We start from the raw sequence: 12,518 nt of genomic DNA, 5'->3' as shown, positions 1-12,518 counted from the left end.
TTGCTGCACTGGAAACGAATTATAAAGTTGGTTGAAGAGGCTCTTGAGATGAAAAACTGGAAAACTACTGCGGAACAGATCCTGAAAACAGGACCGGTTGTCCCGGTAATCGTAATTAACAAACTGGAACACGCAGTACCAATGGCTAAAGCTTTAGTTGCAGGCGGCGTACGTGTTCTGGAAGTGACTCTGCGTACTCCATGTGCAATGGATGCTATCCGCGCTATCGCTAATGAAGTACCAGAAGCGATTATTGGTGCGGGTACGGTTCTGAACCCAGAGCAACTGGCAGAAGTGACTGAAGCTGGTGCTCAGTTTGCTATCAGCCCTGGCCTGACTGAGCCACTGCTGAAAGCAGCAACCGAAGGCTCAATTCCATTGATCCCAGGTATCAGCACTGTTTCTGAACTGATGCTGGGTCTGGACTACGGCTTGAAAGAATTCAAATTCTTCCCGGCTGAAGCTAATGGCGGCACCAAAGCGCTGCAAGCTATCGCAGGTCCATTCTCTCAGGTTCGTTTCTGCCCAACCGGCGGCATTACCCCTGCTAACTATCGCGACTACCTGGCGCTGAAAAGCGTTCTGTGCATCGGTGGTTCATGGTTGGTTCCGGCTGACGCGCTGGAAGCAGGCGATTATGATCGCATTACAACACTTGCCCGTGAAGCAGTTGAAGGCGCGAAATAACACGTCATCCTTCGAGTCGTAGATGCGTTGGCTTCCTCGCTCACCCCAGTCACTCACTAATGTAAGCTCCTGGGGATTTGCTGCGTCGCCGCCTTGATGCAACTCGAATTATTCGTGTAATTGAATCCTCGCTCGAAAGAGCGGGGATTTTTTTAACCCGTTACACTTACTGCTTTTGTTGCGGCAATGGCCCGCGCAATGGCATCTTCTACACTGGAGCCCGTTGCCAGTGCCACACCCATCCGACGCTTACCGTTAATCTCTGGTTTACCAAACAGACGCACTTGCAAGCCCGCGCCTAGTGCGGCACCCACATTGCCGTACTGCACGTTATCGCTGTTCAATTCTGGAAGGATCACCGCGGAAGCCGCAGGGCCATACTGGCGAATATCGCCAATTGGCAAGCCAAGGAAAGCGCGGACGTGCAGCGCAAACTCTGAAACGTCCTGAGAAATTAGCGTCACCATGCCAGTGTCGTGTGGACGAGGGGAGACTTCACTAAAAATAACATCGTCACCGCATACGAACAGTTCGACGCCAAACAAACCATAACCACCCAACGCCTTCACCACTTTTTCAGCGATTGCTTGCGCGCGACCCAGAGCGATATGGCTCATTTTCTGAGGTTGCCAGGATTCGCGGTAGTCGCCATCTTCCTGACGATGCCCGATTGGAGCGCAGAAATGCACGCCGTCGACAGCACTAATGGTCAGTAGGGTGATTTCGAAATCGAAATTTACCACGCCTTCGACAATCACTTTGCCTTTCCCCGCGCGGCCGCCTTCTTGCGCGTACTCCCATGCTTTGGCTAACTGATCTGCTGTGCGGATAAAACTTTGTCCTTTGCCGGAAGAGCTCATCACCGGTTTAACGATGCAAGGTAAACCGATTTCTTTAACGGCCTGTAAAAATGCCTCTTCGTTATCGGCAAAACGGAAGCTGGAGGTTGGGAGGGAGAGTTCTTCTGCTGCCAGGCGACGAATACCTTCGCGGTTCATGGTCAGTTGTGTTGCGCGCGCGCAAGGCACTACACACTGACCCTGGTGTTCGAGTTCAACCAACATGTCTGTGGCAATGGCTTCAATTTCGGGAACGATGAAATCGGGCATCTCTACGGAGACCAACTTTTTAAGTTCGGCGCCGTCGAGCATATTAATGACGTGGCTGCGGTGAGCAACATGCATCGCGGGGGCATCGGCGTAGCGATCTACGGCGATAACTTCCAGACCAAGACGCTGGCATTCTATCGCCACTTCTTTTCCTAATTCGCCTGACCCTAACAACATGACTCGTGTAGCTGACGGACGAAGTGCTGTTCCCAAAATTGACATAATCTGTATACCCGAACGGAGAAAATAGACCGGCGGATTATAAACGAAAACGTTTGCGTGCGCAGCGATTTTCCCACTTGCGATACAGGGGTAATATCATTACACTGTTTAAATAAACAGTTAAACCGGAGCTGCAAAATGGCGGTTGAAATCAAATACGTTGTTGTACGAGAGGGGCAAGAAAAAATGTCTTTTGCCAGTAAAAAAGATGCAGACGCCTACGACAAAATGCTCGACCTGGCAGAAGTATTGAGCGAGTGGCTCGTACACAGCCCCGTTGCTCTCGAAGAAGGGCAAAATGATGTGCTGGCCATGTGGATGGCAGAAAACAAAGACGTGCTTTCCTCCGTGCTGAAAAGCGGCAAATTGCCGGATCTGGAAAGTGCCACAGTAAGCGATGAGATTGCAGTCGATGAAGTGGTTGTTGAAGACCCCATTTCTGATGACAAAGTAGCTGAACACCCGCGTAAGCGCACGAAAGCTGCATAAGTTTTTATCGCGTCGCGTTCCCGGCGCGGTTCTTTTCTCATCTTTAGCCTTATCAGACACTTCTTGACAGCCTTTGGCTTAACCTCAGATGTTAAGTTCTCACAAAGGGTGTCTCTAATGAGCAATTGGTTACAGCAGCTTCAGTCTATGCTGGGGCAAGCGACGCAATCCATCCAGAATCACACTGGTCAGAATCGATCCTCACAAACTCCTCAGGGAAACAATTCTCAGGGGCTGAGTAAGTTACTGGTGCCTGGCGCACTCGGTGGCTTAGCGGGTTTGCTGCTGGCGAGCAAATCGTCGCGGAAACTCCTGACCAAGTACGGCACCAGTGCGTTATTGGTCGGCGGTGGTGCGGTTGCGGGAAGCGTACTGTGGAACAAATATAAAGACCGAGTGCGTGAAGCCCATCAGGGTGAGCCGCAGTTTGGGCAGCAGCAGTCACCTGTCGATGTGCGTACGGAGCGCCTGATTACCGCTCTGGTGTTCGCTGCCAAAAGTGATGGTCACATTGATGATAAAGAACGTCAGATTATCGAGCAGCAATTACGTGACGCGGGTATCGAAGGGCCTGGGCGTAATTTAATTCAGCAAGCAATCGATCAGCCTCTTGATCCGCAACGCCTGGTTCAAGGTGTTAATAACGAAGAGGAAGCGCTGGAACTTTATTTCTTAAGCTGTGCTGCAATCGACATTGATCATTTTATGGAGCGCAGTTATCTCAATGCGTTGGGGGATGCGCTAAAAATCCCGCAGGATGTACGCGAAGGCATTGAACAAGATATTCAGCAACAGAAACTCAATCTGCCGGGTTAATCCCGGCATTTTCCTTAAAATCCCACGTTACGCTTGCAAGGCTGTCTGAATTTGCCACCCTTACAGGGTGTTAACTCAAAAAGAAAAATGACATGCCACCAAAAGCAAAAAAAATTCCCCACACCATGACCATGCATGGTGATACCCGCATCGATAATTATTACTGGCTGCGTGATGATGAGCGATCTGATGCGCAGGTACTTGATTATCTTCATCAGGAGAATGATTACGGTCACCAAATCATGAGTTCGCAGCAGGCATTGCAAGAACGCCTGCTTAAAGAGATGATCGACCGTATCCCTCAGCGTGATATTTCCGCACCTTATACGCAAAATGGTTATCGCTATCGCCAGATTTTCGAAACCGGTAACGAATACGCTATTTATCAGCGCCAGTCTGTGGTGTCGGAGGAATGGGAAGAGTGGAGCACGCTGGTAGATGGCAATCACCGTGCTGCCCACAGCGAGTTTTATACCATGGGTGGCATGAGCATTACGCCAGATAACACAGTCCTGGCGCTGGCAGAAGATTTCCTCTCACGCCGTCAGTATGGACTGCGCTTCCGCAATCTGGAAAGCGGGAACTGGTATCCGGAAGTGTTGGATAATGTCGATAGCAGTTTTGTCTGGGCGAATGATTCCGCCACGCTTTATTACGTCCGCAAGCATCCCAAAACGTTACTGCCGTATCAGGTCTGGCGCCACACAGTGGGGCATCCATCCTCCGAAGATGAATTAGTCTACGAAGAAAAAGATGAAATGTTCTATGTCAGCGTGCATAAAACCACTTCGAAACACTTCGTTCTAATTTATCTCAGCAGTGCTACCACCAGCGAAGTGCTGTTGCTTGATGCCGAACTGGTAGACGCGCAACCGCAAAGCTTTTTGCCACGCCGCAAAGATCACGAATACACCCTCGATCACTTCCAGCATAATTTCTATATGCGCTCGAATCGGGAAGGTAAAAACTTTGGTTTGTACCGCACAAAAGTGCGTGATGAAAGCCAATGGGAAGAGCTGATTCCTCCGCGCGAAAACGTCATGCTGGAAGGCTTTACGTTATTTACCGATTGGTTGGTTGTTGAGGAAAGACAACAAGGGCTGACCAGTTTACGCCAAATTAATCGCAAAACTCGCGAAGTGACGGGAATTGCTTTTGACGACCCCGCTTATGTAACCTGGCTTGGACATAATCCGGAACCGGAGTCTTCGCGTCTGCGTTACGGTTACTCATCAATGACTACGCCAGATACATTATTTGAACTGGATATGGATACCGGTGAGCGACGCGTGATTAAGCAAACCGAAGTTGCAGGTTTCGATGCCAGCCATTATCGCAGTGAACATGTATGGGTCACAGTACGTGATGGCGTTCAGGTGCCGGTTTCTTTGGTCTACCATCGTGAACATTTCCAGCGCGGGAAAAACCCTTTGCTGGTATATGGCTATGGCTCTTATGGGAGCAGCATGGATGCGGATTTCAGCAGCAGCCGTCTAAGCCTGTTGGACCGTGGCTTTGTCTATGCCATCGCGCATGTACGCGGAGGTGGTGAACTCGGCCAGCAATGGTATGAGGATGGTAAATATCTGAAGAAAATGAACACCTTCAATGATTATCTGGATGTCTGTGATAGCTTGCTTAAACAGGGGTACGGTAACGAAAAGCTGCTCTATTCGATGGGAGGGAGTGCAGGGGGCTTACTGGTAGGGGCCGCAATTAATATGCGTCCAGAACTATTCCACGGTGTTGTTGCACAGGTGCCATTTGTTGATGTGTTAACGACGATGCTCGATGAGTCCATTCCACTCACGACCGGGGAGTTTGAAGAGTGGGGGAATCCTCAAGACCCTGAGTATTACCATTACATCAAACAGTACAGCCCGTACGATCAAATCACCGAACAAGCCTACCCGCACATGCTGGTAACCACCGGACTGCATGATTCTCAGGTGCAATATTGGGAGCCAGCTAAGTGGGTCGCAAAACTGCGTGAACTACGTAGTGACGATAATTTGCTGCTTTTATGTACTGATATGGACTCAGGGCACGGCGGGAAATCGGGGAGATTTAAATCTTACGAAGGTGTCGCTCTGGAGTTCGCTTTCTTGATAGCCCTGGCACAAGGAACTTTACCAGGGCGAGCGGGATAGGCTGTTACTAATCCTCGAGATAATGCTTTAATGTCATTCTAAGATCTGGGGCTAATTCTTTGATGTTATTTAACATCCATCGTAAATAGCCCGGATCTTTATCTGCAATTTCCGCAATCGGCTCGCCGCGATATTTACCAAACGCCATGGTTTTCACAAGCACTGGACGACCTGTAATCGTCACCATTTCGTCTGGTGTCCAACCTGACTCATCCATTATGCGAATCAGTAAAGCAGCGGTGATATAGCAATCAAATAGCGCGCGGTGATGGTGCAGGCCGGCAGGTGTCACAACTTCCAGCTTAAGAGATTTATATAAACCCATATTGCTGTATTTGATGCCAGGCCATAAACGGCGTGCCAGTTTTACCGTGCAAATCCACTCGCTATCGGGCATTTCAGGCAGCATACGTTGGTCAAAACTGGCGTTATGGGCCACGTAGTATGGGCTGCCGTGATAGCGCGGAATAACATCTTCAATCCACGGTTTATCCGCGACCATCTCTTCGGTAATTTTGTGAATGGCCATCGCCTGGTAGCTAATGGGACGATCCGGGCGTACCAGGTCACTCATCGGATTAACAATCTTGCCATTGACGATATCGACAGAGGCAACTTCTACCACGCCACCCTGTAGACCACAGGTTTCAGTATCAATAATGCGCAGCATATTTACTCCATCAAGCCTTAGCGTGTTTTATTAATGCGCTAGCGTAATGGAATGATTTCCCCGTGCCAACCTTTTGCATCACGTCTTCCAACTGCCAGAAGCTCGCCATGATCGGCGCGAACCACTAATTCACCACGATCGTCCCAGCAAGCGCTGCGCCCCGCAGATCGATATTTGCCGGTAGAAAACGCATGGTTAGCTAATAAAACGGGCAAGTTGTATTTATGGGCCCAGCGTTGCAGGTACATTTCATCTTTCTGGTAGCTGATTTCATTAATGAATTTCCCTGTGGCATAGAGACTTGCACCCATTTCAGCTGCACTGCGTGGCCAGGTTTCTTCATCACTGTCGGTGCTAAACCCCATCGCCACGCTACGATTGTGCAAACCTACCAATGGCGTGTGTTGATCGGGGAGATCAAGATCGCAGGTTTGTGGTTTGCAGCAGGCTACTCGGGAGCCATCAGGCAAAAAACCTACCGACCCTGGCGATACTCCTTGTTCACTGCGCAATGGAAGACCCACGACAATAGTCATATGGTGTTTTACGGCAGCATCTTGCAAAGGATTCAGGCGTTCATCGGTGAAGGGAAGGGCACAAACGTGGTGGTTTTCAATGTTAAAACCGCTGAGGGAAAGTTCGGGGAATACCAGTAGATCTATTCGTTCAGCAACAGCGCAGCGAACAAAATCTAAATGATGTTTGATATTCACCTCGAGGTCATTGGGTGTGGCGCCATACTGCGCCGCGGCAACATTCCAGACAGGCATACGTTCTTCCTTAATCAATCTACCCAACGGCCATCATCCTATGGCCGCAACAGGTAATTCCTGTGTTCAGATATATAAACTAGGAAAAATCTTAACACCATTTTTGTCAGGAAGTTTAGTGCGGTTAATATTTATTTCACTTTAGGTTCGTACGGCAGTCTGGACAAATTGACTGAAGCAAGTCGATGAGCAATCAGTCTTTCTCTGAACCATTCGCGCAAATGTACCGGTTGCTCGCGTTCTACCACTTCTGCGATCACCGGCATGTTGTAGCGTTCCTTAAATGCCACGCCAGCAGCCGCAAGATCGACATTGATCTTATCCATTTCGTCCTGGGGTAATTCAGCAAGATTGTGATTCATATTGACCTCATGTTTGTTGCCGCAAAGGTACTTGTTGATATCAGTGATGACAAGTCTTTACATTCATTGATAGCTGTTCTCATCTCGACTTAACAGGGACTCAAGGTTATCCTTTTGCCGTCTCGAATAAGAAAAAGGAATAGTTGATATGGCTTTCACCCGAACTCGTTTCATTACCATCGCCACCCTCTTTACCGCACTTGCCGTTTCCAGTTCAGCTTTCGCTCATGCGCATTTAAAGCATCAATATCCAGCGGCAGATGCTGCGGTAACGGCTGCACCGCAGGCAATTACTCTTAATTTCTCTGAAGGAGTTGAAGCGAATTTTAGCGGACTTACGCTCACCGGGCCACAGCAAACGGTCGTGAAGACGGGTACGGCTAAGCGCAACGAAAAAGATGATAAGCAGCTTATTGTTCCAGTCGAAGAAGCTATGAAACCGGGAGATTACCAGGTTGACTGGCACGTGGTATCCGTTGACGGACATAAGACGAAAGGGAAGTATCACTTCTCGGTGAAGTAAGCCGTATGTTACCAGGTTTCTATATCGCGCTGCGATTTATTCATTTTACTGCATTAATGGTGCTGCTTGGCAGCACCATCTCCTGTTCATTGCTTGCTCCTCAAGCGTTTAAACCGGTTCTCATTCGCCGACTAAAATGGCAATGGCAGTCCGCAGTCTGGATGACAGCCCTTAGCGCAATATTATTGTTGTGTGCTCAGGCTGGCATGATGGGCAGTGGTTGGCGAGATGTTATCAATCCCCAGATTTGGCTGGCGGTTCTTGGCACGAGCTTTGGGTCCATCTGGTTATGGCAAATATTACTGAGTGTAGTGACACTTTTTGTGCTGCTGCTTAAACCGCGCCCGTTGCAATCCATGTTATTGATCCTTGCGGCAGCGCAATTAATTTTGTTGGCAGGTGTCGGGCATGCCGCGATGCGTGAAGGGATTGCCGGTGGCTTACAACGCATAAATCATGCTGTGCATCTTCTTAGTGCTGGCTGGTGGGCTGGCGGGTTACTTCCGCTTTTGATGTGCATGCGCATGGCTCAAAAACCACGCTGGCGCGGCTGTGCTATTACCGCGATGATGCGTTTTTCGCGTTACGGGCATCTGGCGGTTGCTGCCGTAATACTCAGTGGATTAATCAACAGCCTGATGATTTTAGGCTGGTCACTACCACTGCAAAGTAACTATATGCGCTTCTTGTTGGTGAAGGTTGCCTTTGTTGCCGTGATGGTTATCATCGCCATGTATAACCGCTATTTTTTGGTGCCGAGATTCAATCGCATGCCAACAGCCACAAAACAGTTCATACAGTTAACGTGGCTGGAAGTCATTTTGTCGGTGGTGGTGCTCCTTGCTGTTAGCATTTTCGCTACCTGGGAACCGTACCGAAGACGTTATTAGCTCAAGAGATATTCATGAAAAAAAGTATTTTGACGCTGTTATTGCTGGCTTGCGCAGGTAGTGCATTAGCCGCACCGCAAATTATCACCGTAAGTCGTTTTGAAATGGGCAAAGATAACTGGGCATTTAATCGTGAAGAGGTAATGCTAAGTTGCCGCCCTGGACATGCGCTCTTTGCAATCAACCCAAGTACCTTGATGCAATACCCTTTAAACGACGTAGCGCAACAACAAGTGAGTAGCGGCAAAACCACTGGTCAGCCAATCTCCGTGATTCAAATTGATGATCCTAAGACACCGGGACAAAAAAAGAGTCTTGCTCCATTTATTAAGCGCGCAGAGAAGTTGTGTAGCTAAAACGCAATAACTTACTAATTAACAATAAAAAACCGCAATAACCGTAGACCGGATACTGCGGTTTTTTTCTAAAACATTACCTGTGCCGCAGTATTTTTCTGAACACTTTCGCGCCAGACTGGAAAACCTGCGCCGGTAATCTATTCTTAGAAGGCAAGGCGATGTCTGCCTGCATTAATGCCAACTTTTAGCGCACGGCTCTCTCCCAAGAGCCATTTCCCTGGACCGAATATAGGAATCGTATTCGGTCTTTTTTTATTCGCTGATTAAAATCAGCGACTTATAATAAATTCAGTTACTTACCGCACATCCTGTTGTACTCCATTACACCCAATATGATGCTCTGTAGTCACTTTGTGGACGCCCCGCCGAGTTTACTGAGCGGGTTTAAAATAAGCGCATCCTCAAGATGGTCAGGTGCAAAATGGGCATAACGCATCGTAACTCGAATATCAGAATGCCCCAAAATTCTTTGCAGGACAATAATATTCCCGCCTCCCATCATAAAATGACTGGCAAATGTATGCCTAAGTACATGACTCATTTGGCCTTCTGGTAATTGAAGTCCTGCAATTTTTATTACTCGGTAAAACTGGCGATAACATTGCTCAAAAGGCTTACCGTCACGCTCAATAAGTTGCTTATATAATTCGTCAGATATTGGAACTGTTCGGTTCTTTTTACCCTTCGTGTTTACGAAAGTAATCTTATTAGGTGAGAGTTGAGATTTCTTAAGATTTGCCGCTTCACTCCAACGTGCTCCGGTGGAAAGGCAGATTTTTACAATCAGGGTTAATTCAGGATTTCCATGCCCGCGACACGCACCCATCAATCTTTTCACTTCATCGTCAGTAAGCCAGGACATTTCTTTTTCAGGCTCATCAAACTCACGAATATTTTTGAGTGGGTTAGGGTAGTTAACCTCCCCAAGTCGGGTTAATTCATTAAACACTGCCCGCAGAAAAGCATGTTCACAGTTCACCGTTCCGATGGAAACCTTAAGTGACTTCTCACTGGTTTTATATCCGTTAGCAATCTGGCCGGTGAGTCGTCTATCCCGATAATGCGCCCAATCTTTAGCTGTGATTTGAGAGGCGACGGGATCGCCTAACCCATTACATATTATATGCAGCTTACCCAAGCGACCTTTCTTATCACTAAGAGAGCAACCATGTAACTTGTACCATAGCTCAATTAGTTCACTTAGATGTCGACGGTCATCCTTCTCTGCCATCCAGGGTTTTTGCTTCGCTTGTTCCAACTGATAACTTTCATAGGCAAGCGCTTCACCTTTAGTGGAGAATTTCTTGCGTACACGCTTACTGCCGCGCCCATCGATATAAACATCGCAAAGCCATTGTCCATCAGCTTGCTTTCGTACGGTCATGTGTAAATCCTGCTAAATCAAATGATTGAAAAATACTGTATATTTAAACAGTATTCAATGTTTGATTTTGCAAACTCATACATTCAAATGCTTACTTAAAAGAGTATCTTTGTTATCTCAGACGGAGTGCAGGCATAAAAAAACCTGCTTTCGCAGGCTTTTTCTACATCCAGAGCTGTTGTTGTTTATAACGATTAGGGTGGGGCGGTGCTGGTTCAACTTCGCCAGGTTTTACGATATATCGAGCAAGTGATTCATGGGTGACAAAAGTGCATCCACAGTTGATATTCTGGCACTGGTGATAACGTTCTTTAGTTTCTATGCTCAAATATCTGCTGGATCGCGCGTGGGCTGCGTCCTGGCATAACGGGCAATGCATCATGATTTATTTCCCCTCTCGCTCTTCATTGAGGGAATGATAAACTCACAGATCGCATTTGCAAGTTATTGTTTGCAAATTTCACTTATTCAGACTCGTAACTCACATCGTTTAATCTCACCTCCAGCTCAAGCGAGGTCGTATAGCCACTGTTACTGAGTGAGTGCATCACCTTTGTGATTGTCCATGCCTGCTCGTCTATGGCGCGCTTGAAGCCTGAGACTGCGACCGGTGTTTCCGGGTAGAGATCTGCGCGTCCCATGGCGAGACTAATCGAAAACTCCGCCACGCCGCGTTGCAGTTTGTCCCATTTCGCCTGAGCCGCCCGCATCGCCTGCGCCTTGCTGGCGTAGATGGTGGTGAGGGCAAAGACATTATCTTCCTCACCAACCATGTATTCGCCCTCGCGTGCTTCCTTTTCCTTCGGTGCTTTCTTCGCTATAACCGGCTTTGCTTTCGGGTGCTGGAGTGCGCGCAGGTGCTGCGGCTTGGCCTTGCGTTTGAGTTTGACCTGCTGCTTTTGCTCTTTCGGTTCTCTGGTATGCAGCCATTTCACCGTCACGCCGGTATAAGCGCCCCGGTCAGCAATCGCAAACTGATGACGGTCGCCATCTTTACGCTCAATGGTCACCTGCGGAATCGGTCTGCCGCTGGCTGAGACTCCGGCACCCGCTTTCAGGAACAACAATTTCCCGGCCTTGACTGACACCTCGGCTCCGTTGCGTTCTGCCAGACGGGTGAGAAATTTCGCGTCCGACTCCTGCGACTGGTCGATATGCGGGATGGCAATCGAGGCAAACGACGGCGCAACGCTGGCGGTAAGCTTGTTGCGGCTGGCGATAGTGTTCAGCACCTCCCCAAGTGTGGTGTCGTGATACGACGCTTCACGGCGTGAGTTAAGCGTGCCGCGAAAATCTGCACTACGTGCCCGGATGGTCAGCGTATCCGGTGCGCCCCGGTGCTCAATTTCATCGACCGTGAATTGTCCTTTGCCCAGCAGTGCCGAACCCTGCCAGCCGAGAAACAGTGACAGCACCGCACCACGCGTCGGTAACTCAATCAGGCCGTCGCTGTCATCGAGTTCGATATCGAGCTGGTCAGCCTCAAAACCCCGGTTATCCGACAGACTGAGACTAATCAGCCGCTCGCTGATATTGCGGCTGATATCCTGATTATTGAGTGTCAGCATAAACGCCGGTGCCATACTCGCCCCGGCATCAAGTGTCATTCCGGTCAGCATCAGAATATCCCTCCAAGTTTGCTCTGCACGTTTCCGACCAGGCTTTCGGCCTGCTGCTGGATATCGCCGAACATGGCCGCGAGCGACTCATCCACGCGGGTGAGGTTGACGGTAAAATCAATCTTGCATGCCGAGCCATCGGCAAAAAACTCCGTGTAAGTCTCACTCACCGCATTAATCACAAACATGCCATAAATCGTGCCACTGCCATCGAGCAGCGGCCACGCACGCCCCTCATCCGCCATCAGGTTGAGTGCCAGCAGTGACATTTTGCCCCCAGTGATTTCCGGCAGCAGGCTTCCACTTAAAACAATCTTTTCCTCGTTAACGCCGAGGAACTGCATCGCCGGTCGCTGACCGACGCGGCTGTTTGACGGCCAGCGGTAATCCACATCGCGTTGCAGGCTCTGGTAAGGCAGCGTCTGTAACTGAAAAACAAACATGCCGAGAACAAGCATCATGGTCGGT

At 48.9% G+C, this 12,518-nt stretch carries 15 protein-coding genes; 7 read left to right on the top strand and 8 right to left on the bottom strand.

Annotated features, from left to right (window positions below; genetic code table 11):
- Positions 1-48 precede the first annotated feature (48 nt).
- Complete coding sequence (locus M979_RS08475; protein ID WP_064554456.1) at positions 49-687, top strand: bifunctional 4-hydroxy-2-oxoglutarate aldolase/2-dehydro-3-deoxy-phosphogluconate aldolase; 639 nt, start codon at positions 49-51, stop codon at positions 685-687.
- A gap of 152 nt (positions 688-839) precedes the next feature.
- On the opposite strand, the gene purT is transcribed toward M979_RS08475, so the two are convergent.
- The gene (gene purT / locus M979_RS08470; RefSeq protein WP_064554455.1) at positions 840-2,018 is read right to left on the bottom strand and encodes a formate-dependent phosphoribosylglycinamide formyltransferase; all 1,179 of its coding nucleotides are present in this window, start codon (positions 2,016-2,018) and stop codon (positions 840-842) included.
- 138 nt (positions 2,019-2,156) lie between these two features.
- Here purT and M979_RS08465 point away from each other — a divergent pair, with 138 nt between their 5' ends.
- The 3 genes from M979_RS08465 to ptrB all read left to right on the top strand — a co-directional run bounded on the left by M979_RS08465 (position 2,157) and on the right by ptrB (position 5,473).
- Positions 2,157-2,507, top strand: a complete 351-nt coding sequence (locus tag M979_RS08465) for a YebG family protein (protein WP_064554454.1) — start codon at positions 2,157-2,159, stop codon at positions 2,505-2,507.
- Between the two features lie 117 nt (positions 2,508-2,624).
- Positions 2,625-3,323 carry a tellurite resistance TerB family protein gene (locus M979_RS08460; protein WP_064554453.1) on the top strand — a complete coding sequence of 233 codons (699 nt, stop codon included), beginning with the start codon at positions 2,625-2,627 and terminating at the stop codon, positions 3,321-3,323.
- A 92-nt stretch (positions 3,324-3,415) separates the two neighbouring features.
- A complete protein-coding gene (gene ptrB, locus M979_RS08455; protein WP_064554452.1) occupies positions 3,416-5,473 on the top strand; it encodes an oligopeptidase B in 2,058 nt (685 codons plus the stop codon).
- A gap of 7 nt (positions 5,474-5,480) precedes the next feature.
- On the opposite strand, the gene exoX is transcribed toward ptrB, so the two are convergent.
- The 3 genes from exoX to M979_RS08440 form a co-directional block, all read right to left on the bottom strand.
- Entirely contained in the window at positions 5,481-6,143 is a 663-nt protein-coding gene (gene exoX, locus M979_RS08450; RefSeq protein WP_064554451.1) for an exodeoxyribonuclease X, read from the bottom strand.
- Positions 6,144-6,181: 38 nt separating this feature from the next.
- Positions 6,182-6,913 carry a carbon-nitrogen hydrolase family protein gene (locus M979_RS08445; protein ID WP_064554450.1) on the bottom strand — a complete coding sequence of 244 codons (732 nt, stop codon included), beginning with the start codon at positions 6,911-6,913 and terminating at the stop codon, positions 6,182-6,184.
- A 131-nt stretch (positions 6,914-7,044) separates the two neighbouring features.
- A complete protein-coding gene (locus M979_RS08440; RefSeq protein ID WP_034455143.1) occupies positions 7,045-7,275 on the bottom strand; it encodes a DNA polymerase III subunit theta in 231 nt (76 codons plus the stop codon).
- Positions 7,276-7,423: 148 nt separating this feature from the next.
- On the opposite strand from M979_RS08440, the gene yobA reads away from it, so the two are divergent.
- Genes yobA through M979_RS08425 form a run of 3 tightly spaced genes read left to right on the top strand, consistent with a single transcriptional unit; the run spans position 7,424 to position 9,044 of the window.
- The gene (gene yobA / locus M979_RS08435) at positions 7,424-7,798 is read left to right on the top strand and encodes a CopC domain-containing protein YobA (protein ID WP_034455145.1); all 375 of its coding nucleotides are present in this window, start codon (positions 7,424-7,426) and stop codon (positions 7,796-7,798) included.
- Between the two features lie 5 nt (positions 7,799-7,803).
- Positions 7,804-8,688, top strand: coding sequence for a copper homeostasis membrane protein CopD (gene copD, locus M979_RS08430; RefSeq protein ID WP_064554449.1), 885 nt, complete (start codon positions 7,804-7,806; stop codon positions 8,686-8,688).
- A 14-nt stretch (positions 8,689-8,702) separates the two neighbouring features.
- Positions 8,703-9,044, top strand: coding sequence for a YebY family protein (locus M979_RS08425; protein ID WP_064554448.1), 342 nt, complete (start codon positions 8,703-8,705; stop codon positions 9,042-9,044).
- Between the two features lie 349 nt (positions 9,045-9,393).
- On the opposite strand, the gene M979_RS08420 is transcribed toward M979_RS08425, so the two are convergent.
- The 4 genes from M979_RS08420 to M979_RS08410 all read right to left on the bottom strand — a co-directional run bounded on the left by M979_RS08420 (position 9,394) and on the right by M979_RS08410 (position 12,511).
- A complete protein-coding gene (locus M979_RS08420; protein ID WP_083963906.1) occupies positions 9,394-10,431 on the bottom strand; it encodes a phage integrase in 1,038 nt (345 codons plus the stop codon).
- Positions 10,432-10,594: 163 nt separating this feature from the next.
- Complete coding sequence (locus M979_RS22450) at positions 10,595-10,813, bottom strand: DNA-binding transcriptional regulator (RefSeq protein WP_074388636.1); 219 nt, start codon at positions 10,811-10,813, stop codon at positions 10,595-10,597.
- A gap of 82 nt (positions 10,814-10,895) precedes the next feature.
- Complete coding sequence (locus M979_RS08415; protein ID WP_064554447.1) at positions 10,896-12,050, bottom strand: phage late control D family protein; 1,155 nt, start codon at positions 12,048-12,050, stop codon at positions 10,896-10,898.
- The gene (locus M979_RS08410; RefSeq protein WP_064554446.1) at positions 12,050-12,511 is read right to left on the bottom strand and encodes a phage tail protein; all 462 of its coding nucleotides are present in this window, start codon (positions 12,509-12,511) and stop codon (positions 12,050-12,052) included. Before M979_RS08410 ends, M979_RS08415 begins: the two co-directional genes overlap by 1 nt.
- Between the last annotated feature and the right edge of the window lie 7 nt (positions 12,512-12,518).

This window comes from Buttiauxella noackiae ATCC 51607 (assembly GCF_001654865.1).
Taxonomy (GTDB): domain Bacteria; phylum Pseudomonadota; class Gammaproteobacteria; order Enterobacterales; family Enterobacteriaceae; genus Buttiauxella; species Buttiauxella noackiae.
This window is presented reverse-complemented; position numbering and strand designations above follow the sequence as displayed.